The organism is Pseudomonas sp. NFACC43 (genome assembly GCF_900119645.1).
GTDB lineage: Bacteria > Pseudomonadota > Gammaproteobacteria > Pseudomonadales > Pseudomonadaceae > Aquipseudomonas.
Window position 1 is genome coordinate 194,872 of sequence record NZ_FPKK01000002.1, and the last position, 21,228, is coordinate 216,099.

The window sequence follows — 21,228 nt, forward strand, 5'->3', positions numbered from 1 at the left end:
TCGCGGTACATGCAATCCTCGAAGCCAGATGCTTCGGGGATTGCATGCTAGGAGCGGGCAGGACAGGGAGGGTGGTAACTATGTATATGCCGGGTACAAGGTGCCGGGCTATTGGCCGGACTTGATCCGTGTCCAGGTTCGCGTCCGTGCTCGCTCGGCATCCCTGGGCAAGGGTTGCAGGGTGTAGAGCGTAGCCATCGCCGTCTCGGTCGGGTACAGGTTGGGGTTGCTGCGGATCGCGGGATCGACCTTGTCCGTGGCGTCCTTGTTCGGGTTCGGATACCCGACGAAATCGCTGATCGGGGCGATCACCTGGGGTTGCAGCAAGTAGTTGATGAAGGTGTAGGCGTCGCCCGGGTTCTTGGCGTCCTTGGGAATGGCGAGCATGTCGAACCAGATCGGCGCGCCTTCCTTGGGCAGGCGCATGTCCACCGTCACACCATTCTTGGCTTCCTTGGCCCGGTTGGCCGCCTGGGAGAAGCTGCCGGAATAGCCCACCGCCACGCAGATATCGCCGTTGGCGATGTCTGCCATGTACTTGGACGAGTGGAAATAGGTGATGTAGGGGCGGATCTTCAGCATCAGCGCTTCGGCCTTGGCATAGTCCGCCGGCTTCTTGCTGTTGGGGTCCAGGCCCAGGTGCTGAAGGGCCAGGGGCAGGATCTCCGACGGCGAATCCAGCAGCGCCACGCCGCACTGCTTGAGCTTGCTGATGTTCTCTTCCTTGAAGATCAGGTCCCAGCTGTCCACCGGCGCATTGTCGCCCAGGGCGGCCTTGACCTTGTCCGGGTTGAAGCCGATCAGGATGGTGCCGTACATGTAGGGCACGGCGAATTTGTTGCCCGGGTCGTTGGCTTCGATCAACTTCATCAGCTTGGGATCGAGGTGGTTCCAGTTGGGCAGTTTGCTGCGGTCCAGGGGTTGGAAGACGCCGGCTTCGATCTGCTTGGCCAGGAACACATTGGACGGCACCACCACGTCGTAGCCGGAATTGCCGGTGAGCAACTTGGCTTCCAGGGCTTCGTTGGTATCGAAGATGTCGTAGACCAGCTTGATCTGGCTGTTCTGCGCCTTGAAGTCGTCCAGGGCCTTGGGCGTGATGTAATCGAACCAGTTATAGACCCGCAGGGTTCGTTCCTCGGCCTGGGCCGTTGTGCAAAGCAGCGCGGCGCACAGGGCCGGGGCCATTAGACGCTTGAGTCTTTTCATGCTTGTGTTCCTCATTGGGCGCTTTGGAAACCTTCGAGTACGTTCACGGCATTGATGCCGATCTCAGCCACCGCATAGCCGCCTTCCATCACGAACAGGGTCGGCTTGCCGAGCGCGGCGATACGTTTGCCCATCGCCAGGTAATCCGGGCTGTCGAGCTTGAACTGGGAAATCGGGTCGTCCTTGAAAGTGTCCACGCCCAGGGACACGACGATGACATCCGCGTCGTAGCGCCGGGTTTCGTCGCACGCCTGCTCCAGGGCCGCGCTCCAGGTGTCCCAGCCCGAACCGGCTGGTAGAGGGTAGTTGAAATTGAAACCTTTCCCGGCGCCTTCGCCGCGTTCATCCGCGTACCCCAGGAAGAACGGAAACTCGGCCTCCGGGTGGCCGTGGATCGAGGCGAACAACACGTCGCTGCGCTCATAGAAAATCGACTGGGTGCCATTACCGTGGTGGTAATCCACATCGAGGATCGCAACCTTCTCGTGACCTTGGTCGAGGAACGCCTGGGCGGCGATGGCGGCGTTGTTGAGGTAGCAATAGCCGCCCATCAAATCGCTGGCGGCGTGGTGCCCCGGCGGGCGGCACAGAGCAAAGGCACTGCGGGCGCCGCGCTGGATTTCAGCCTGGGCGGTGAGGGCCACCTGGGCGGCGCTGTAGGCCGCTTGCCAGGTGCCGGCGGTGATCGGCGCACCGCCGTCGAAGCTGTAATAGCCCAGCTGGCCATGCAGGCTGCGGGGGATGACAGTGCGCAGGGTCCGGGCCGGCCAGGTGTAGGGCAGCAAATCGCCTTCGCGGTTGTACTCGACCCAGCGATCCCAGGCCCCGCGGAAAAACTCCAGGTAGGCCGCGGTGTGGATGCGCTGGATCGGTGCGAGGCCAAAATCCGTTGGCGCCTCCACCGGGCCCAATGCCCGGGCCTTGACCCGTTCCAGCACATGATCGGCCCGGGAGGGCATTTCGAAGCAAGGCATCAGTTGCCCGTCCATCAACTCGCAGCGGCCATGGTGCAAGTGGTGATCATCCGAGTAGATCGTCAGCATTTGTTGTTCTCCGCAAAGGGCTGATCGGTTGACCACAGTCTTGCGGCGGGCGGCGTTTCAGAGAACGGCAGGAGAGGCCAAAAGGGGATCGAAATGGCCAAAAGGTTTGACCGTAAATCGCCCCTTGATGGCGCAGTTGTGCGCGGGGTTGGGGCATGAGTGATGCTCCGATGGTTGTCCGCAACGTGGCGAGGGAGCTTGCTCCCGTTGGACGCTCCAAATGCCTTGAGCGAAACCGCCTCAAAAAGTCTGGCGCATGCTTTCAGCCCCGCCGCATCGACCGGTTTGAGACGCTAGCGCCGTCGAGCGGGAGCAAGCTCCCTCGCCACAGGTGGATGGTGTCGCGGTTAGCGTGGGTCGACGTTATCCAGCGCTCGGTTCGCCAGCAATGAACTCAGTTCGATCAATTGCTGAATACCAAGAACGAAGTGGCGTTTTGAGCCTTCCAGTTCGAAAGCCAGGTCGCTGATCATCGCATCAGCCGAAGCCAGGGTCTCGCTGAGGTTGACAAGCAGGCATTCGCTGTCGATGTCCTGTATGACGGTGAAGAGCTGGCCCGGCTGGGAGCTGGCCTCGCGATTCTCCGGCTTTGGCAGCAGGTAGAAATCCAAGGCGCGCTTGGCGGCTTCGTCCTGCTTCTTGTTTTTCGGTTTACTGGAAGGCGAGGGGCGGGCTGTTTCAGGAGGATTGGGGGTGACCTTGAACATGTGGTGCTCCTTTCGTCTGAGGAACCATCACCGTCTGCCGCCAAGCAGATTGAGGTGACGGATTACACAAGGTTGGCGGACCGGAACGAAAGGAACCCGGCATCCCCGAAGGGATCCTTGCGCAACCCGCCATAACACAGGAGTGCCAATGCCAGAAGCATCGCAATCATATTGAGGGGCGTTGCACCTTTCGTCTAACGGGCCGCCAAGCCCGACCACTGATGGGCAGTGGCAGGGAAACGATAGAGACCGGGGGCAAGGCGCACAAGCGGGCGGATTCTGGCGTAGTTGTGGGCAATGGCGCAAGGATTCGTAGCTTGGTGGACGCGTTGGTGGAGGGCGAATAAACAAGGCTCCGGATTGCCCCGGGATTCGTGGCGAGGGAGCTTGCTCCCGCTCTGCGGCGCAGCCGTCGTAAATCGGCCGGTGCGGTATCTGCGCACAAATGCGTCAGTCTGTTTTGGGGTGACTGCGTACCCAACGGGGATAAGTCCCCTCGCCACAGGGGGATGTTGTACATGAAAGCGATGTAGGGGGATCAGGGCCTGAACTGACTCGGCGCCACGCCGCTCCAGCGCACGAAGGCGTGACGGAAGCTGGCTGTTTCGCTGAAGCCCAGTCGTTCGGCGATACGGTAGATGGGCAAGCGATCCTCGCAAAGCATCTGCTTGGCCCGTTCGAAGCGCAGGTCGTCCAGCAGTTCCTGGTAGCTGCAGCCGCAGTCCTTGAGGTGCCGGCGCAGGGTGCGTGCCGAGCAGTTCATCTGTTCGGCCAGGCGTTCCAGGCCTGGGGCGGCGTCCAGCTGGACGGCGAGCAACTGGCGGATCCGCCCCAGCCAGGCCTGGCGTCCGGTGAATTCGGTGTTCTGCTTGCGGCAGCGTTCGACCATGGCGTTGTGGGTGATGGGGTCGGCCAGGGGCAGGGGGCGGTCCAACCAATGACGGTCGAAGGCAAAGGCGTTGACGGTGGCGTCGAAACGCACCGGGCAGTCGAAGTAGGCCACGTAGCGTGCCCGGTACTCCGGTGCAGGATGTTCGAAGCGCGCTGCATGCAGCGGCAATGCGCGGCCAAGCAGGTCATTGCAGATGACCTTCAGCGAGACCATGCAGAATTCGGCATTGAATGCCGCCAGGGCGGGATTCTCCCGGTAATCGCTGGCGCTGAGCCAGATGTGCTCGCCATCGTCCTCCAGGGCCAGGTCGAACAGTGTTCCCAAAAGAGCCGGATAGCGCAGTGCCAACCGCAAGGCGTCACCTAAGGTGGCACTGGTGAGCAAGGCATAGCCGAGCATGCCGTAGGACGAAACATGCATGCGCAAGCCCAGGTCCAGGCCGATGTCGCGCTTGAGGGCCACGGCGTTGGCGCAGACCTGCATTTCCTGGTTGGTGGTGATGCGCGTGTCGGCCCGGTTCAGGTCGGCCGCACTGATGCCGCTGCCGGCCAGCAACGCTTCACTCGGCAGGCCTTCGTGCTTGAAGGCATCAAGCACCAGGGAGACGGCGTTGAGAGTAGTGAGGTGGGAATGAAGCATGTTCGTTTCCAGCCTTGGGGAGGCTGGATATCGAGCAAGTTGTATGCCGGGAAAAACGATAACCCGATACCGCACAACGCCCCAACGGGCTGCTTACGCTCGCAGGTAACGGTCGCGGTTCGCTTCTTTAGGCGCGCTGAAGACTTCCACTCATTGCCTGCCAATGGAAAAAAGCCATGTCGACTTCAAGCCCCACTCCTTCGATGACAAGCTCGCCACGCCCCCTGCGAACCGATGATGAGATCACCTCATGGGCCCTGAACGTGCACCTGCTGTTCGCGTCACGCCCGTCGCTGACGGACGTCGCACGGACGACGCTGCAAGCGCTCCTCGATGAACGTTACCCAACGTTGGCGCCAGCCGCCGCAACCGCCGTGATCCTTGAACCTCAATGGCGCATGGACGGCGGGCAACCGCACAAGGTCGGGTACAACACCCATGGATTGGCCGACCTGTTGCTCGAGCGCTGCAGGGGCGTGGGGGCAAGGACGTTCAGCCAGGGCAGCTTTCTTGCGAAATTCCCTGGCGCAGAGACGCCCCAGGGCGAAAAGGTCCCCTTGGATGAACTCCAGCAAATGCTCGAAGAAGGGGCCTCCACGCTGCTTGAGGGCTATCAACAGCACCTGGTGGATTTCTGGAGCACGGACGCTCCCAGTGTCTGGCGACAACTGTCCGATCTGTTCAAGGCGCAGTTGCAACAGGCCGCTTCGGCGCTCGTAGGCGAGGAACTCGCCACCGTCCAGGCCGTCCTCGACTACCCGGAGCCGGCTCGGCGACAACGAGCCCTGGGGCAGGGCACCACCCGAGCCTGCGTCACGTTTGTCTACGAGGGCGACAGCAACGTTCCTCATCCGAGGGATGTGCTGGTGCTGGCCATGTCGCGCCGTCTGGGTGAGCGAGAAATCGCTTTGCTCTACACATTGACTGGCGGGATCGAGGTGTTCGGCTCGGTGGCGGCAATGGAAGCATCCTGGTTCGGTGCGCGCCGGGCGGACGATTCGAAGCTGAGAAACTACACCCCCGAGCAGGACATCTTCGACGCCTTGACCCTCTGTCTCCTGGAGCGTCAGTTGCAACTGCTCGCCAGGATCCAACCCTCGGCTTATCCCGACACGGCCAGTCTTGAACGCGAAGTGGCGCTGGTTTCCGGTCCCGGCACGCTGCTGGGGGCCTTTCGCTCGGGGCATGAGTCCAGGCTGTCGAAACTGCAGCAGGTGCTTCCATCCTGGCTGAGGAATGCACCGTTGGCGGATCGCGGCGCCTACGGTCGTTTGTTGTCATCGCTGGCGGCGCAGCATCGAAGGTCCGTGTCATTCATGGCGGGTATTTCGAACATCCTTGAGTTCGCTGACCAGGCCTTGAAGGAAAAGATGCTGGAGGATGACCCTTCGCGCACGGATATCTCGGTGAACGAAATTGAAGTGACGTTATCCCGGTCGAGCAATTCCCCGTTCGAGATCATCGATCCGCCGTTTCCGCCCCCTCGCAGTGCAACTCAAACCCGGACTTTCCCCGAGATGGCGATCCGAAATCTCGAAGCTTTTCCCTGGAGCCCATCGAAGATCACTTACCGAGGGGGCGAACCACCCGCCTGGATGACCTATGAATATCTGCGGGACCTGACCTCGCGAGCCGACATCGGCCAGCACTATCCCGAACTGCTGCAGCGCAAGTTACTGAACGATCCCCTGGATGTGGCCCGCAGGCAGCAACATTTCGCTGATCGCCTCGCCATCCTGCTGCCATTGCAGGCATTGGAACTGAAGATCAAAAAGAACCTTACCGATATGGCTTATCGCTTTGTCGTGGCGGTGTTGCGGCCGACCCTGTCGGCCGGTTTCGCTGCCGGGTATGAACCGGTCATCAGGCCCCTGGCTTTCCTGACCGATGCCCAGGCAACGCCCAATGTGGTCGCCGACATGTTTGTGATCGGCCCCGAGGATGCCAGCCTGGGCCCTCATGTGCTTTACAGGCCTGCTTCGTCAACGCCCCTGATGGAATTTGCCTCGCGAGCCGCTCTTTTCGATGCCATCAAGCAGGCCGGAGCGTTACAGGACAGCGTACTTGCCGGGCTTGAACCTTCTGCCCGTCGGGTCTATGCCAACGGTGGTTTCCAGGAGCCGCACATCGGCCGGGTGCTGCTTTCGGATGCCACCGCTCCCCGGTCTCCGGAACCTGCATTGCTCGGCCGCGAGCCGTTACAAGGCGATATCGTCGGTGCGTTGTACAAAGCCTGTGCCCGGGCCTTGATCGAACAGGCCAAACGGGCTTCGGTGTCCGACTCGCAGACGCGCTGGGACAGGTTCATGCAGTTTGGCTGGGTAGCGTTCAACCTGTTGCTGCCGCTGCTGGATGGTCCGGTAATGATGATCGGTTTGCTGGCCCAGCTCACGGAGCAGCTTGATGAGTTCATTGACAGCGAGGGGGTGCAAGACAGCGCGGAAGCCTTGGCCGCGGCGTTGATGGGCCTGGCGTTGGTGCTGGTACAGGGAGGGGCGCGCCTGGGAGCGATCAGCCGACTGGAGTCGCGGGCGAGGATCGAGCATGAGGCTCCGGTTGCCTTGCCTGGCAATGCGATCATCAAAGAGCCGGCGTTAGCTGCGTCCGCTAGCCCTTACGGGGCGAAAGCGCGGCTGGTCTATGGCTGGTCGAGCCCTCGTACCCATTTTTCCGCCCCTGAGCTGGCCCGCCTCGATACTTTCCAACTGGCATCTCCTTCTACGTCGCAAGGCCTGGTGGTTTCGGGTGAATACCAGGGGCTCTATCAACGGGGCAGCCTGTGGTTTGCCCAGGTCGAAGGCAAATGGTATCGAGTGTCACGCCGGCTTGAGGGGGTGGTGATCATCGACGCCGCCCATCCGGCGCGGACCGGTCCCTGGCTTGAACATGACGGGCAGGGTCGCTGGCGCCTGGGACTCCGCCCGCGATTGCTCGGTGGTGCGGGTGGGCTGAGTATCCGTGCCGCAAAGAAACTCAAGAGCCTGGAGAAGAAAGGGCGCGATCTGCTGGGCACACTTGATCAACAAATGTCTGACGTCGGTTGGTTGTCCAGAAGTGAGCGTCCGCCTATCGACGTAGAGGATCTCATCGTAGGCAAAGCAACCGGGTTCGACCGCTGTGCCGAGGAGATCGAGCAGTTGACGCAAGCGCTGGGTGACCAGGCTCCGCGAATGTTGATCGAGGAGCTGAGGGCCGGTGCCAGGCGTCTGCGGGAGTTGGGGCGAACCACCCGCATCATGATGACCAAGGCGAAGCTGCCCAACGTTGGCGCGGTGGAGTACTTGCTACAGGAACAGGAGATCAGCATCCGCAAGGCCGGTGGCCGGGTGGATATTTCAGACAATAAAGGTAACGACTTCCTGCAGGTCTACGAGATTCGCGAGAGGCGCAACAACCGCGTGCTGTGGTTCGCTCACTTCCATTATCTGAAACAGGATGCAGCGGCGGATGCCTTTACCAAGGCTCACCTGAAGACATTCGAGCAGGGCGGGCGGGGGCTTGAGTTCCAGAAAGCCCAGCAGAAGGCCGGCCAGGCGGTTGAGCGGATCTGGCGTGCCGACATTGGCAGCGCCGCCGCCAAGGCGTTGTTCCTCTCGGTGTAGCGGTGTGAGGCGCGAGGAGACTCGCGCCTCAGCGGTTTGCAGGGCTCAGCTCAGCTCGCCGCATAGGTCCAGCTCAACCAGCCGGCGGACATCCTCCACGGCCAGCCCGGCGCCTATCAACGCTTGCAGCTTGCCGAACGCCGCCTCGCGGGTCATGCCGCCACCGGACAGCACCCCAACGCCTCGCAAGCGGCTGCCGGCTTCGTACACGTCCAGTTCCACGCCGCCTTCATGGCATTGAGTCACCGCCACCACTACCACGCCGCTGTCCCGTGCCCGCTCCAGGCTGGCGAGGAAGGCCGGGTTGTCGCTTGGCCCGGTGCCGCTACCGTAGCACTCCAATACCAAACCCTGGATACCACTGCCGAGCAGGCCATCGAGGATCTCGGCGCTGATGCCGGGAAACAGAGGCAATGCCGCGATATTGGCCAGTTGTCTTGGCTGCCGGTAATTCAGCTCGGCCGGCAGGAACGTGGCTTTCGCTGCGCCGCCCTGGCGCTCCAGGCGCTTGAACGGATGGCGACCGAAACTGCGCACTTTCGCGCACCGGGTCGGTGCCAGCAGCTCCCCGTGGAAGTACAGGTGCACGCCCGGGGCCAGGCCCTGGCCGAGGGCGACCAGCGCGCCGCTGAGGTTCTCCCAGGCGTCGCTGTCGGTCACGCCGGCGGGCAGCATGGAACCGGTGAAACATACCCGGGCATGCAGGCCCAGCAGTTGGAAACTCATCGCCGCCGCGCTGTAGGCCAGGGTATCGGTGCCGTGCAGGATCAGCACGCTGTCGCAACCCTGTACATCCACGGCATCGACCACCGCTTCGCGCAGTTGCTGCCAGTAGGCCGGGGTCATGTTGGCGCTGTCGATCAGAGGCGACATCTCCCGGAAGCGCCACTGCGGGATCACGAGTTCGGGTTGGCTGTGCAGGTAATCGCGCATGCGCGCTTCGAAGCCGGAAGCCGGGGCCAGGCCCTGGGCGCTGGCCTGCATGCCGATGGTGCCGCCGGTATAGAGCACCATGACGTGCTGGGCGGCAGGGTAGGTCGAGCAATTCATGGTTGTTCTCCGAGGACGAAAGCGGCAGCTTCGTCGAGCTGCCCCAACATAAGGTCGAGCATGACGCCGACCTTACGCTGTGTCACGCCGGGCGCAGGGGATGCGCCCGGTTTTTTGCAACAAGCCTGCCGATCAGCGTTGCGCTGCGGTCGCGCCGGTCACTGCTTCAGGCTGGGGAGCCGAAGACGGGTTGGCTGGCCAGGCCTTGCGGTCCAGATCCAGGTCCGGGAACCTGGCGGAGTCGAAGACCGGTACCTTGATGCCGCAAGAGCGCTGGTCGTCGTAGTCGCGCAGGATGCGCATGCCGACCTTGAACAGCAGGAACAGCGCGATCAGGTTCACGAACGCCAGCAGGGTCATGGTGATGTCGGCGAAGGCAAACACGGTGCTGAGGTTTTCGATGGCACCCCAGAAGATCAGCACCAGGACCAGCGCGCGGTAGCCGATCAAGGCCTTGCGGTTTTCACCCACCATGAAGCGCAGGTTGTTCTCGCCCAGATAGTAGTTGTAGAGAATCGAGGTGAAGACGAACAGCGCCAGGGCCACGGAAATGAACATCCGGCCCCAGTCGCCCACGACGGCAGCCAGGGAGTTCTGGGTCAGGGCAATGCCGTCGCCTTCGAAGCCAGGGGTGTAGAAGCCCGACAGCAGGATCAGCAGCGCGGTGCAGGTGCAGATCACGAAGGTGTCCAGGAAAACACTGAACGCCTGGACCACGCCCTGGGCGACCGGGTGCTCGACCGAGGCGACAGCGGCCACGTTAGGCGCACTGCCCAGGCCCGCTTCGTTGGCGAAGACGCCACGCTTGACGCCCATGACGATGGCGCTGCCGATCAGGCCGCCGAAAGCCTGGTCCAGGCCGAAGGCGCTTTTGACGATGGTCACGAGCATGGCCGGTACATGGTCGAACTGCAGCACGATCACGTAGATGGTCACGGCGATGTAGGCCAGGGTCTTCACAGGCACCAGCAGGTCGGCGACCTTGGCGATACGCTTGATCCCGCCGATGAACACCAGGCCCAGCAGCACCGCCAAGCCCAGGCCGGTGTAGGTGGTGTCGAGACCGAAGGCGTTGTTCAGCGAGTGGGTCACGGCGTGGGCTTGCAGGCCGTTGAAGGCAAAGCCGAAGGTGACCAGCAGCAGGAACGCCATGATCATGCCCAGCCAGCGTTTCTGCAGGCCGTGCTGGATATAGTAGGACGGGCCGCCACGGTACTGGCCTTCGGAGTCGCAGCGCTTGTAGAGCTGGCCGAGGGAGCATTCGAAGAAGCTGCTGGACATGCCGACCAGCGCGGTCACCCACATCCAGAACACCGCGCCGGGGCCGCCGAGAGTCACGGCGATGCCGACACCGGCGATGTTGCCCGCGCCGACACGACCGGCGAGGCTGAGCATCAGGGCCTGGAAGGAACTGAGCTGGTCGGTGCTGCTCTTGAGGCTGTCACGGAACACCGAGAACATGTGGAAGAAATGACGGAACTGGACGAAACGCGAGCGGATCGTGAAGTAGCCGCCGAGCCCGACGATGAGCACGATCAGCACTTTCCCTGAGAGGAAGTCGTTGATGACTTCAAGCATGAGTATTCCTCGCTGTTTTTTGTTTAAGCAAATGCTGGCCATTTGGAAACATCACGTTACATCCGTCGGCGCACGGCTTGACAGGTGAGGCGAGGTTTCGTCCCGGTCCAATTCGCGGGTTGTTATTAGTTCGGGTTTCGCATGTTTAAGGTCTCGCTACCGACGACCACTCATGCGAAGAGGGGCGGCACTATACCTATCAGTGCCGTGCCCGTCTGCACGGTTGTGGTGCAAGCGACGAAACGTCGTGCCGCAATCGGTACGAATCGCAGCCTTCGACAGCCCATCAAAGGAGCTGTCGAAGGCTGAGATCTGTCCCGATGTTGTCAATTTCGGCATAAGCCCTCCCTGGCGATGGCAAAAAAAGGGCTTGGGGAAAAAATTCCCCAAGCCCTCAAAAGGTGAGAGGTGTCTAGTCCCTCGACCTGGTGAGCAATGCTCGCATCTGTCACGCCTTGAGCGGGACCAGACGCGGAGCGATCATGTTTTCCGGGCGCAGGATGTCGTCGAGCATGGCGTCGTCGAGCAGACCTTCTTCGCGCACCAGTTCCAGCACGCCGCGTCCGCTTTCCAGCGCGACGCGGGCAATGCGAGTGGCGTTTTCATAGCCGATGTACGGGTTCAGCGCGGTGACCAGGCCGATCGAGTGCTCGACCAGTTCACGGCAGCGCGCTTCGTTGGCGGTGATGCCGACGATGCAGTGTTCGCGCAGCATGTCCATGGCCCGTTGCAGCAGGCGGATCGAGTCGAAGATCTTGAAGGCGATCAGCGGCTCCATCACGTTCAGTTGCAGCTGGCCGCCTTCGGCCGCCATGGTCAGGGCCAGGTCGTTGCCGATGATCTGGAATGCCACCTGGTTGACCGCTTCCGGGATCACCGGGTTGACCTTGCCGGGCATGATCGAACTGCCTGGCTGACGGGCCGGCAGGTTGATTTCGTTGATGCCGGTGCGCGGGCCGCTGGACAGCAGGCGCAGGTCGTTGCAGATTTTCGACAGCTTGACCGCGGTGCGCTTGAGCATGCCGGAGAACAGCACGAAGGCCCCCATGTCGGACGTGGCTTCGATCAGGTCGGCGGCGGGCACCAGCGGCTGGCCGCTGATAGTGGCCAGGCGCTGCACGGCCAGGGCCTGGTAGCGCGGGTCGGCGTTGATGCCGGTGCCGATGGCGGTGCCACCCAGGTTCACTTCGGTGAGCAGTTCGGGCGCCAGGGTTTTCAGACGCGCCAAGTCTTCGCCCAGGGTCGTGGCGAAGGCGCGGAATTCCTGGCCGAGGGTCATCGGCACGGCGTCTTGCAGCTGGGTGCGGCCCATTTTCAGGACGTGGCTGAACTCTTCGCCCTTGGCGGCGAATGCCTGGATCAGGCTTTCGAGGCTGGCCAGCAACGCATCGTGGCCCAGCAGCAGACCCAGGCGGATCGCGGTCGGGTAGGCGTCGTTGGTGGACTGCGCCATGTTCACGTCGTTGTTGGGGTGCAGGTATTGGTACTCGCCTTTCTGGTGACCCATGGCCTCCAGCGCGATGTTGGCGATGACTTCGTTGGCATTCATGTTGGTCGACGTGCCGGCGCCGCCCTGGATCATGTCCACCACGAATTCTTCGTGGAAATCGCCGCGGATCAGACGGGCACAGGCTTCGCTGATGGCTGCATGCTTGGCTTCGCTGAGCTGGCCCAGCTCGCGGTTGGCATCGGCGGCGGCCTGCTTGACCATTGCCAGACCGACCACCAGCTTGGGGTAATGCGAGATCGGAACGCCCGAGAGGCGGAAGTTGTTCACCGCTCGCAGGGTCTGGATGCCGTAATACGCTTGCGCTGGTACTTCGAGTACGCCAAGCAGATCTTTTTCTGTGCGGAATGATGCAGCGGAAGACATGATGGAAAATCATCTCGATAAGGACCCGGACTGTGCCGGAACGCTGTGGATCCTAGGCCTTCAGGAAAATAAGGGCCAATGCTGTTAAACACTGCCCTATGCATATTCGGCATAATGCACATGTGACGCCGGGCGAACGGCGAACGTGTGACCTGTTTTGGTGCGTGTGTCGTGCATGCGTTGGGCATGTGCAGGGAGAACGTGATGAATCTTGAAAGCAAATGGCTCGAGGACTTCAGTGCCCTGGCCGCCACTCGCAGTTTCTCCCAGGCGGCCGAGCGCCGCTTCGTGACGCAACCGGCTTTCAGCCGACGCATCCGCAGCCTTGAGGCGGCGCTGGGGCTGACGCTGGTCAACCGCTCCCGCACGCCGGTGGAACTGACGGCGGCGGGGCAGTTGTTCCTGGTGACGGCACGCACCGTGGTGGAGCAACTGGGCGAGGTGCTGCGTCACCTGCATCACCTGGAGGGTGGACAGGGCGAGGTGATACAGGTGGCGGCCGCGCATTCCCTGGCCCTGGGCTTTTTCCCACGCTGGATCGCCCAACTGCGCAATGAAGGCATGAACATCGCCACCCGGCTGGTGGCCACCAACGTGGGCGATGCCGTCCATGCCCTGCGCGAAGGCGGCTGCGATTTGATGCTGGCCTTCTATGACCCGGATTCGGCCATGCAGATGGATCCGGAGATCTTCCCGTCACTGCACCTGGGCCAGACCGAAATGCTGCCGGTATGCGCCGCCGATGCCGATGGCAGGCCGCTGTTCGATCTCGAAGGCGAGGCCAGCGTGCCGTTGCTGGCCTACAGCGCCGGGGCGTTCCTCGGACGCTCGGTGAACCAGTTGCTGCGCCAGCGGGCGCTGCGTTTCACCACGGTCTACGAAACGGCCATGGCCGACAGCCTCAAGAGCATGGCCCTGGAAGGCCTGGGCATCGCCTGGGTGCCGCAACTGAGCGTGCGCGCCGAGCTGGCTCGAGGTGAACTGGTGATCTGCGGCGGTACCCAATGGCATGTACCGCTGGAGATCCGCCTGTATCGCTGCGCCCTGGTGCGCAAGGCCAATGTACGACTGCTCTGGCGCAAGCTCGAGGGGGGCGTGGCCCAGGGTGCCATCGGATCCTGAAAACAACACGCAACCCCTTGTGGGAGCGAGCTTGCTCGCAATGGCGTTGGCTCTGCAGCATTGATGGCGACTGACACACCGCTATCGCGATCAAGCTCGCTCCCACAGGGATGCGGGCTGTTCCCTCGCTGACCTGCGAGTCAATAAAGCCGCCGCTTCAGCCCAAATGACAGATGGTCGGCGAAGATGCGTTTAACGCACCGTTTTCGGTATACTGCCCGGCCTTCGGTCGGTTCGCCCGGCCATAATTCGTACAACAAGCCACGCTGGTTTCCCGCGTGGCTTGTTGTTTTTTGACGCGCCCGCGGGCGCCCAGAGAGAAGAGGCACGACGATGAGTGCACTGGTTGGCGTGATCATGGGCTCCAAGTCCGATTGGTCCACCCTTAGCCACACCGCCGATATGCTGGAAAAGCTCGGCATCCCCTATGAGGTGAAAGTGGTTTCCGCCCACCGCACCCCGGATCTGCTGTTCCAGTACGCCGAAGAGGCCGAGGCGCGTGGCATCGAGGTGATCATCGCCGGTGCCGGTGGCGCGGCCCACCTGCCGGGCATGTGTGCGGCCAAGACGCACCTGCCGGTGCTGGGCGTGCCGGTACAGTCGTCGATGCTCTCGGGAGTCGATTCGCTGCTGTCCATCGTGCAGATGCCGGCCGGCATTCCGGTCGCGACCCTGGCCATCGGCAAGGCTGGCGCGATCAACGCGGCCCTGCTCTCGGCGAGCATCCTGGGCGCCAAGCACCCACAATTTCATACCGTATTGAAGAAATTCCGCGCTGAACAGACAGACAGCGTCCTGGACAATCCGGACCCACGCATTGCCTGAGGTGGTTGACGAATGAAGATCGGTGTAATCGGTGGCGGCCAGTTGGGCCGCATGTTGGCCCTGGCGGGTACGCCGCTGGGGATGAACTTCGCTTTCCTGGACCCGGCCCCGGACGCTTGTGCCAGTGCCCTGGGCGAGCATCTGCGGGCTGACTACGGCGACCAGGACCACCTTCGCCAACTGGCCGATGAAGTCGATCTGGTGACCTTCGAATTCGAAAGCGTCCCGGCCGAGACCGTTGCCTTCCTGTCCCAGTTCGTTCCGGTCTACCCGAGCGCCGAGGCCTTGCGCATCGCGCGAGACCGCTGGTTCGAAAAGAACATGTTCAAGGACCTGGGCATTCCCACCCCGGCCTTCGCCGACATTCAGTCCCAGGCCGACCTGGACGCCGCCGTCGCGTCCATCGGCCTGCCGGCCGTGCTCAAGACCCGCACCCTGGGCTACGACGGCAAGGGCCAGAAAGTCCTGCGCACGCCCGAAGACGTGGCCGGTACATTCGCCGAGCTGGGCAGCGTGGGCTGCCTGCTGGAAGGCTTCGTACCATTTACCGGGGAAGTCTCGCTGATCGCCGTGCGTGCCCGCGACGGTGAGATCCGTTTCTATCCGCTGGTGCACAACACCCACAAGGACGGCATCCTCAAGCTGTCCGTCGCCAGCACCGACCACCCGCTGCAGGCACTGGCCGAGGACTACTCCAGCCGGGTGCTCAAGCAGCTCGATTACGTCGGCGTGATGGCGTTCGAGTTCTTTGAAGTGGACGGCGGCCTCAAGGCCAACGAGATCGCCCCTCGGGTGCACAACTCCGGGCACTGGACCACCGAGGGCGCCGAGTGCAGCCAGTTCGAAAACCACCTCAGGGCGGTGGCCGGGCTGCCCCTGGGTTCGACCGCCAAGGTCGGCGAAAGCGCGATGCTCAACTTCATCGGCAAGGTGCCGGACACCGAGAAAGTCCTGGCAATCGCCGACTGCCATCTGCATCACTACGGCAAGGCGTTCAAGGCCGGACGCAAGGTCGGCCACGCCAACCTGCGGTGTGCCGATCGGGCCACGCTGGCCCAGCAGATCATCAAGGTCGAGACGCTGATCGCCGAGCATTGATCCGCAACATTTTGGAACCATTCGTCGGCAGGATTCTCTCATGGCAAGGTGCCAAAGCCTGACTAGGCTTTGGCATGAGTCCTACTCAAGAGGAAATGCCATGGGAATCATCGGAACCATCTTTATCGGCTTGATCGTTGGCCTGCTGGCGCGCTTCCTGAAACCGGGTGATGACAGCATGGGCTGGATCATGACCATTCTGCTCGGTATTGGCGGTTCGTTGGCAGCCACCTATGGCGGCCAGGCCCTGGGCATCTACCAGGCGGGCGAAGGTGCCGGCTTCATCGGTGCCCTGGTGGGCGCGGTCGTATTGCTGGTGATCTACGGCCTGATCAAAAGAAACTGAATCAAATGCGTCAAGGCCCTCTCTACGGCGCGTAGAGAGGGCTAGAATGCCCGGCGTCCTACCTTTCACTCTTTGCCGAGCCCTTTCATGCGCCGTCTAGTGTTGACCCTTCTTTTGCTGGGCAGTGCCTTGGCCCATGCAGCCGAACTGCCGGAAACCGACTGGCTCGAGCTGATGCCCAAGTCGGACCAGAAAGCCCTCGAGGCCATGCCCGAGATCGACCACAACTCCCCGGAAGCCGATGGCACCTTCACTCAGAAAGGCGGCCTGAAACAGAGCAAGGGCTTGCCGGCGGTGATGTATTCGACCAAGACCGTGGCGTCGATGAACGACAAGCACATCCGCATCGGCGGTTATCCGGTACCCCTGGAAACCGATGCCAAGGGTCACAGCACGCTGTTTTTCCTGGTGCCATACCCTGGCGCCTGCATCCACGTTCCGCCACCGCCGCCCAACCAGTTGGTACTGGTGCGTTACCCCAAGGGCCTGAAGCTGGATGACATCTACACCCCGTTATGGGTGACCGGCACGCTGAAGATCGAAAAGGTCGACAACGACCTGGCGAGCGCGGCGTATGCGCTGGACGCGCAGAAGGTGAGGGTAGTGCAGGACGCGGATCTGTAACCGACTGCTCGGCTGACCCAAAACCATGCGGGAGCGAGCAGGCTCGCTCCCACTGTGGTTTTTGTGGCGTGGCTTAGAGCGGCTTGCTGCAGATGCTCACGCCAAGGGTATGGCTGGCCTCTGGCAGCAAGGTCACCACATCGTCCATCACATTCGCCGTTTCGATGCACAGCATGCGCTGCCAGCCATCGTCGGACATGTCGCTGAAGGCCTTGGCGCGTTCGGTCCAGGGGTTCCAGATCACCGCCGAACGCGAACCGCTGCTGGTCAGTTCGATCCGTCGTGCCCAGTGCGGGTCCACGATGCTCAGCGTCGGCGGGGTATCGAGATAGATGCGATCCGTCTCGCCGGAAAAATGCAGGTCACCGGCCTGGGTCGCTGTGTTCCAGTCGTCCAGGGTCTCGATGTAACTCAGGCCATCGACCCCTTGGACATGCACGTTGCGGACATCGCTGACGGCGAAATAGCTGTGTAGCGCCTGGCTGAGGCTGACGGTCTCGCTGCCACGGTTATGGCTGGTGAGGCTGATGTGCAACTGCGTGTCCATCACGATGGCCAGCGTCAGGTCCACCTGATGGGGCCAGCCCGACAGGCCATTCTCAGGATAAGGCAGCACGAACTCCACCTTCAGGCTGTCGCCTTCGGCTTCGATGCCCTTCAATGTCCAGTCCATAGCCCGCACCAGGCCGTGGGCGGTGGCTGGCTCGTTGCTCACGCGCATGGCTTGTACGCTGTCGGGGTTGCGGGTGAGGTTGCCGAACCATGGCCAGCACACCGGTACACCGGCGCGGATGCTCTTGCCGGTCTTGAAGGTGGCCTGGTCGTTGAGCCAGATCAGCGGCGGCTGGCCGTCCACTTGATAGCTGAGGATATGCGCGCCTTGCTGGGCCACCAGCAACTCGGCCTGGCCGTGGCGAATGCGCCATCCATTGAGTTCATCCAGTTTGACGGCTTCGACATTGGGCGTAGGCATGCTGCAAATCTCGCTCGGGAACAGGAACTGCAATGGACCGCAAAACGGTCGCCGTGTTTAACGGGCGCGGGGCGGAACCGAACGGGTGCGACCGCTGCCATCGATGGCGACGAACACGAACACGGCCTCGGTGACCTTGCGCCATTCACTGGACAGCGGATCGTCGCTCCAGACCTCGACCATCATCTGGATCGAGCTGCGACCGATTTCCAGGGTCTGGGTGTAGAACGACAGTTGTGCACCCACCGCTACCGGCACCAGGAACGCCATGCGATCGATCGCCACGGTCGCCACGCGCCCGCCGGCTACCCGGCTGGCCATTGCCGTGCCAGCCAGGTCCATCTGGGACACCAGCCAGCCGCCGAAAATATCGCCAAAGCCGTTGGTGTCACGGGGAAGTGCGGTGATCTGCAGGGCCAGGTCGCCTTGCGGGATTGGATCTTCTTGCTCGAGCTCTATCATGCCGAAGGGGCCTCTGACCCGTAACTCTGTCTTGTACTTCAGGTGAATAGCCGTCTTTGTAAAAAACGATTCAGCCCGAACATGCTGCGTTCGTCACGTTTTTCGTAAAGGCGTGCCAAAGGGATACTCTGCGAAACCGGCTGGTTTTTCATTGCGCCCACCAACGACGTTTTCGCACAGCAACCCCTTACAGAGTGTCGCAAGCTTGCGAGTATATCGGGCGATAGACGTCGAGACGACCACTAGTGCCCTCATTCCCCAATAAGGTTCTTCTTTGATGGCGTCCCTCGCCGTCATGCTGCATTGCCGCTTCTCAAGGCGCCCGTTTGCGCAACTGGACACCCGGCTCCGATTTTCGATGCCCAAGGGCACGTCTCCATGTGCTTTTTCGAACAATTTGCTATCGTGCCAAACCTTGCCCCAACCCGTATCGGTGGGTTGCGGAACCGACTATAAGAGAAGCCCCTCCCATGACCACTGCGCCTTCGAGCACGGCAATACCCGCGCAACCCGCCCGTCCGCTGACCCGCAATGATTACAAGACCCTGTCGCTATCGGCCCTGGGCGGCGCGCTGGAGTTCTACGATTTCATCATTTTCGTGTTCTTCGCCACCGTGGTCGGGAAATTGTTCTTTCCCGCCGAAATGCCCGAGTGGCTGCGCCTGATGCAGACGTTCGGCATTTTTGCCGCCGGTTACCTGGCCCGTCCGCTGGGCGGGATCATCATGGCTCACTTCGGCGACCTGCTGGGACGCAAGAAGATGTTCACCTTGAGCATCTTCATGATGGCGGTGCCTACCCTGATCATGGGTCTGTTACCCACTTATGCGCAGATCGGCATGTGGGCGCCGATCCTGCTGTTGCTTATGCGGGTGATCCAAGGGGCGGCCATCGGTGGCGAAGTGCCGGGGGCTTGGGTATTCGTTTCCGAACACGTTCCGGCGCGCCACATCGGTTATGCCTGCGGCACCCTCACTTCCGGCCTGACGGCGGGGATCCTGCTGGGGTCGCTGGTGGCCACCGCCATCAACAGCCTTTATACGCCCGTGGAAGTGGCGGAGTTCGCCTGGCGGATTCCGTTCCTGCTGGGCGGCGTGTTCGGTCTTTTCTCGGTGTACCTGCGCCAGTGGCTGCACGAGACTCCGGTATTCGCGGAGCTGCAGCTGCGCAAGGCGTTGGCCGAAGAAGTGCCGTTGCGCGCAGTGCTGCGTGACCATCGAGGCGCCATCATCGTTTCCATGCTGCTGACCTGGTTGTTGTCCGCCGCCATCGTGGTGCTGATCCTGATGACCCCGACGGTCCTGCAGACGGTCTATCACTTCCAGCCGACCACCGCCCTGCAGTCCAACAGCCTGGCGATCGTGATGCTGAGCATCGGCTGCATCCTGGCCGGTGTGCTGGCCGACCGCTTCGGTGCGGGACGTGTCTTCGTGTTCGGCTGCGCCGCATTGCTGGCCAGTAGCTGGACCTTCTACCACAACCTGGCCGAGCATCCGCAGTGGCTGTTCCCGATGTATGCCCTCACCGGTCTTCTGGTGGGCACCATCGGCGCGGTTCCCTATGTCATGGTCAAGGCCTTTCCGCCGGTGGTGCGCTTCAGCGGCCTGTCGTTCTCCTACAACGTTGCCTACGCGATTTTCGGCGGCCTGACGCCAATGATCGTCAGCCTGCTGCTCAAGGAAAGCCCGATGGGGCCGGCCTATTACGTGGCGGTACTGTGTGGCGTCGGGATGGTGGTAGGGGCCTATCTCTGGAAAAAAGGGCGCTAGACCCGGTTCTGTGGCGAGGAGATAAATCCCCTCGCCACGACATCTTGTAAAACTCGATGCTGGCCTTTCATCCAATTGTCATATTTCAGCCATAGAGTGTTCACACGGCTTACAGATACTTGGCCGACTTAACACACCCTATCTGCTAGGAGTAAGGCATGAAACTGAAGCGTTTGATGGCGGCAATGACTTTTGTCGCTGCTGGCGTTGCGACTGCCAACGCGGTTGCCGCTGTTGACCCTGCGATCCCGAGCTACACCAAAACCACTGGTGTGTCGGGCAACCTGTCCAGCGTCGGCTCCGATACCCTGGCCAACCTGATGACCTTGTGGGCCGAGAACTACAAGAAAGAATACCCGAACGTAAACATCCAGATCCAGGCCGCCGGTTCCTCCACCGCGCCGCCCGCACTCACCGAAGGCACCTCCAACCTGGGCCCGATGAGCCGCAAGATGAAGGACAACGAACTGCAGGCCTTCGAACAGAAGTACGGCTACAAGCCAACCGCTATCCCGGTTGCCGTGGACGCCCTGGCCGTATTCGTGCACAAGGACAACCCGATCCAGCACCTGACCATGGAGCAGGTCGACGCGATCTTCTCCTCCACTCGTCTGTGCGGCGGCAAGACCGACGTCAAGACCTGGGGTGACCTGGGCGTGACCGGTGACCTGGCCAACAAGCCGGTCCAACTGTTCGGTCGTAACTCGGTATCCGGCACCTACGGCTACTTCAAGGAAGAAGCCCTGTGCAAAGGCGACTACAAGCCAAACGTCAACGAGCAACCAGGTTCGGCTTCGGTCGTGCAGTCCATCAGCTCTTCGCTCAACGGCGTGGGCTACTCGGGCATCGGCTACAAGACCGCCAGCGTGAAGACCGTGGCCCTGGCCAAGAAAGGCAGCACTGAGTTCGTCGAGGACACCGAAGAGAACGCCCTGAACGGCAAGTACCCGCTGTCGCGTTTCCTCTACGTGTATGTCAACAAGGCTCCGAACAAGCCTCTGGCTCCCCTGGAAGCCGAGTTCGTGAAGCTGATCCTGTCCAAGCAAGGCCAGGAAGTCGTGGTCAAGGATGGCTACATCCCACTGCCAGCCAAGGTAGCCGCCAAGGCCCTGGCTGACCTGGGTCTGTCGGAAGGCGGCAACGTCGCCAAGAAGTAAGCCCTGAGCCCGGGCCGGCGCCCGGGCTTTTGTGGAAGCGGGCCTGCTCGCGAAGAGGCCGGTGCATTCGACGTCGATGTCGACCGGCCCGATGCTGTCGCGAACGGGCTCGCTCCCACACACAAATTCCTGTCCGCTGCCGGTTTGTTCGGCGGCGGATTTGTTGCGTCACTGCATTGTCATCTTTCTGTCATACAGGATCGCTAGGGTGTGCGCATGAATGATCTGGCCAATTCCACAATGACTACGACTTCCCCTC

At 61.8% G+C, this 21,228-nt stretch carries 17 protein-coding genes; 8 read left to right on the top strand and 9 right to left on the bottom strand.

Annotated elements, in window-relative coordinates; translation table 11 throughout:
- Positions 1–108: 108 nt before the first annotated feature.
- The 4 genes from BT179_RS04780 to BT179_RS04795 all read right to left on the bottom strand — a co-directional run bounded on the left by BT179_RS04780 (position 109) and on the right by BT179_RS04795 (position 4,490).
- The gene (locus BT179_RS04780; RefSeq protein ID WP_072397285.1) at positions 109–1,209 is read right to left on the bottom strand and encodes a polyamine ABC transporter substrate-binding protein; all 1,101 of its coding nucleotides are present in this window, start codon (positions 1,207–1,209) and stop codon (positions 109–111) included.
- 11 nt (positions 1,210–1,220) lie between these two features.
- Complete coding sequence (locus tag BT179_RS04785) at positions 1,221–2,252, bottom strand: histone deacetylase family protein (protein WP_072431363.1); 1,032 nt, start codon at positions 2,250–2,252, stop codon at positions 1,221–1,223.
- Between the two features lie 347 nt (positions 2,253–2,599).
- Positions 2,600–2,959 carry a DUF6124 family protein gene (locus BT179_RS04790; RefSeq protein WP_072397282.1) on the bottom strand — a complete coding sequence of 120 codons (360 nt, stop codon included), beginning with the start codon at positions 2,957–2,959 and terminating at the stop codon, positions 2,600–2,602.
- A gap of 538 nt (positions 2,960–3,497) precedes the next feature.
- Entirely contained in the window at positions 3,498–4,490 is a 993-nt protein-coding gene (locus tag BT179_RS04795) for an AraC family transcriptional regulator (protein ID WP_072397277.1), read from the bottom strand.
- 176 nt (positions 4,491–4,666) lie between these two features.
- Here BT179_RS04795 and BT179_RS04800 point away from each other — a divergent pair, with 176 nt between their 5' ends.
- Positions 4,667–8,092 (top strand): dermonecrotic toxin domain-containing protein, encoded by a 3,426-nt coding sequence (locus tag BT179_RS04800; RefSeq protein WP_143148683.1) that lies wholly within the window; start codon positions 4,667–4,669, stop codon positions 8,090–8,092.
- 45 nt (positions 8,093–8,137) lie between these two features.
- On the opposite strand, the gene BT179_RS04805 is transcribed toward BT179_RS04800, so the two are convergent.
- The 3 genes from BT179_RS04805 to aspA all read right to left on the bottom strand — a co-directional run bounded on the left by BT179_RS04805 (position 8,138) and on the right by aspA (position 12,593).
- A complete protein-coding gene (locus BT179_RS04805) occupies positions 8,138–9,142 on the bottom strand; it encodes an asparaginase (RefSeq protein WP_072431365.1) in 1,005 nt (334 codons plus the stop codon).
- Positions 9,143–9,274: 132 nt separating this feature from the next.
- Positions 9,275–10,720 (bottom strand): alanine/glycine:cation symporter family protein, encoded by a 1,446-nt coding sequence (locus tag BT179_RS04810; protein ID WP_072397272.1) that lies wholly within the window; start codon positions 10,718–10,720, stop codon positions 9,275–9,277.
- 448 nt (positions 10,721–11,168) lie between these two features.
- Positions 11,169–12,593, bottom strand: a complete 1,425-nt coding sequence (gene aspA, locus BT179_RS04815; RefSeq protein ID WP_072397269.1) for an aspartate ammonia-lyase — start codon at positions 12,591–12,593, stop codon at positions 11,169–11,171.
- A gap of 204 nt (positions 12,594–12,797) precedes the next feature.
- Between aspA and BT179_RS04820 the strand changes: the two genes are divergently transcribed.
- The 5 genes from BT179_RS04820 (at position 12,798) to BT179_RS04840 (ending at position 16,608) form a co-directional block, all read left to right on the top strand.
- Positions 12,798–13,715: a LysR substrate-binding domain-containing protein gene (locus tag BT179_RS04820; RefSeq protein WP_072397267.1), complete on the top strand. Its 918-nt coding sequence runs from the start codon at positions 12,798–12,800 to the stop codon at positions 13,713–13,715.
- A gap of 333 nt (positions 13,716–14,048) precedes the next feature.
- A complete protein-coding gene (gene purE / locus BT179_RS04825; RefSeq protein WP_003196369.1) occupies positions 14,049–14,540 on the top strand; it encodes a 5-(carboxyamino)imidazole ribonucleotide mutase in 492 nt (163 codons plus the stop codon).
- A gap of 12 nt (positions 14,541–14,552) precedes the next feature.
- Positions 14,553–15,638 (top strand): 5-(carboxyamino)imidazole ribonucleotide synthase, encoded by a 1,086-nt coding sequence (locus tag BT179_RS04830; protein ID WP_072397265.1) that lies wholly within the window; start codon positions 14,553–14,555, stop codon positions 15,636–15,638.
- Positions 15,639–15,738: 100 nt separating this feature from the next.
- Positions 15,739–15,984 carry a GlsB/YeaQ/YmgE family stress response membrane protein gene (locus tag BT179_RS04835; RefSeq protein ID WP_039593587.1) on the top strand — a complete coding sequence of 82 codons (246 nt, stop codon included), beginning with the start codon at positions 15,739–15,741 and terminating at the stop codon, positions 15,982–15,984.
- Positions 15,985–16,071: 87 nt separating this feature from the next.
- Positions 16,072–16,608 carry a DUF3299 domain-containing protein gene (locus tag BT179_RS04840; RefSeq protein ID WP_072397263.1) on the top strand — a complete coding sequence of 179 codons (537 nt, stop codon included), beginning with the start codon at positions 16,072–16,074 and terminating at the stop codon, positions 16,606–16,608.
- A gap of 73 nt (positions 16,609–16,681) precedes the next feature.
- Here the strand turns inward: BT179_RS04840 and BT179_RS04845 are convergent, their stop codons facing one another.
- Together BT179_RS04845 and BT179_RS04850 are read right to left on the bottom strand one after the other, a co-directional pair.
- Positions 16,682–17,581, bottom strand: coding sequence for a D-hexose-6-phosphate mutarotase (locus tag BT179_RS04845; protein WP_072431366.1), 900 nt, complete (start codon positions 17,579–17,581; stop codon positions 16,682–16,684).
- 57 nt (positions 17,582–17,638) lie between these two features.
- Positions 17,639–18,043, bottom strand: a complete 405-nt coding sequence (locus BT179_RS04850; RefSeq protein WP_024777863.1) for an acyl-CoA thioesterase — start codon at positions 18,041–18,043, stop codon at positions 17,639–17,641.
- Positions 18,044–18,513: 470 nt separating this feature from the next.
- Between BT179_RS04850 and BT179_RS04855 the strand changes: the two genes are divergently transcribed.
- Together BT179_RS04855 and BT179_RS04860 are read left to right on the top strand one after the other, a co-directional pair.
- The gene (locus BT179_RS04855) at positions 18,514–19,812 is read left to right on the top strand and encodes an MFS transporter (RefSeq protein ID WP_072431367.1); all 1,299 of its coding nucleotides are present in this window, start codon (positions 18,514–18,516) and stop codon (positions 19,810–19,812) included.
- Between the two features lie 158 nt (positions 19,813–19,970).
- On the top strand, positions 19,971–20,969 hold the full coding sequence (locus BT179_RS04860; RefSeq protein ID WP_072397249.1) for a phosphate ABC transporter substrate-binding protein PstS: 999 nt from the start codon (positions 19,971–19,973) through the stop codon (positions 20,967–20,969).
- Positions 20,970–21,228 lie beyond the last annotated feature (259 nt).

Excerpts from the sequence above, each read along its gene's own strand:
- BT179_RS04855 (WP_072431367.1), top strand. The coding sequence starts at position 18,514 with ATGACCACTGCGCCTTCGAGCACGGCAATACCCGCGCAACCCGCCCGT.
- BT179_RS04795 (WP_072397277.1), bottom strand. The coding sequence starts at position 4,490 with ATGCTTCATTCCCACCTCACTACTCTCAACGCCGTCTCCCTGGTGCTT.
- BT179_RS04835 (WP_039593587.1), top strand. The coding sequence starts at position 15,739 with ATGGGAATCATCGGAACCATCTTTATCGGCTTGATCGTTGGCCTGCTG.
- BT179_RS04860 (WP_072397249.1), top strand. The coding sequence starts at position 19,971 with ATGAAACTGAAGCGTTTGATGGCGGCAATGACTTTTGTCGCTGCTGGC.
- BT179_RS04850 (WP_024777863.1), bottom strand. The coding sequence starts at position 18,043 with ATGATAGAGCTCGAGCAAGAAGATCCAATCCCGCAAGGCGACCTGGCC.
- aspA (WP_072397269.1), bottom strand. The coding sequence starts at position 12,593 with ATGTCTTCCGCTGCATCATTCCGCACAGAAAAAGATCTGCTTGGCGTA.
- BT179_RS04845 (WP_072431366.1), bottom strand. The coding sequence starts at position 17,581 with ATGCCTACGCCCAATGTCGAAGCCGTCAAACTGGATGAACTCAATGGA.
- BT179_RS04785 (WP_072431363.1), bottom strand. The coding sequence starts at position 2,252 with ATGCTGACGATCTACTCGGATGATCACCACTTGCACCATGGCCGCTGC.
- BT179_RS04840 (WP_072397263.1), top strand. The coding sequence starts at position 16,072 with ATGCGCCGTCTAGTGTTGACCCTTCTTTTGCTGGGCAGTGCCTTGGCC.
- BT179_RS04830 (WP_072397265.1), top strand. The coding sequence starts at position 14,553 with ATGAAGATCGGTGTAATCGGTGGCGGCCAGTTGGGCCGCATGTTGGCC.
- BT179_RS04790 (WP_072397282.1), bottom strand. The coding sequence starts at position 2,959 with ATGTTCAAGGTCACCCCCAATCCTCCTGAAACAGCCCGCCCCTCGCCT.
- BT179_RS04800 (WP_143148683.1), top strand. The coding sequence starts at position 4,667 with ATGTCGACTTCAAGCCCCACTCCTTCGATGACAAGCTCGCCACGCCCC.
- purE (WP_003196369.1), top strand. The coding sequence starts at position 14,049 with ATGAGTGCACTGGTTGGCGTGATCATGGGCTCCAAGTCCGATTGGTCC.
- BT179_RS04805 (WP_072431365.1), bottom strand. The coding sequence starts at position 9,142 with ATGAATTGCTCGACCTACCCTGCCGCCCAGCACGTCATGGTGCTCTAT.
- BT179_RS04780 (WP_072397285.1), bottom strand. The coding sequence starts at position 1,209 with ATGAAAAGACTCAAGCGTCTAATGGCCCCGGCCCTGTGCGCCGCGCTG.
- BT179_RS04820 (WP_072397267.1), top strand. The coding sequence starts at position 12,798 with ATGAATCTTGAAAGCAAATGGCTCGAGGACTTCAGTGCCCTGGCCGCC.
- BT179_RS04810 (WP_072397272.1), bottom strand. The coding sequence starts at position 10,720 with ATGCTTGAAGTCATCAACGACTTCCTCTCAGGGAAAGTGCTGATCGTG.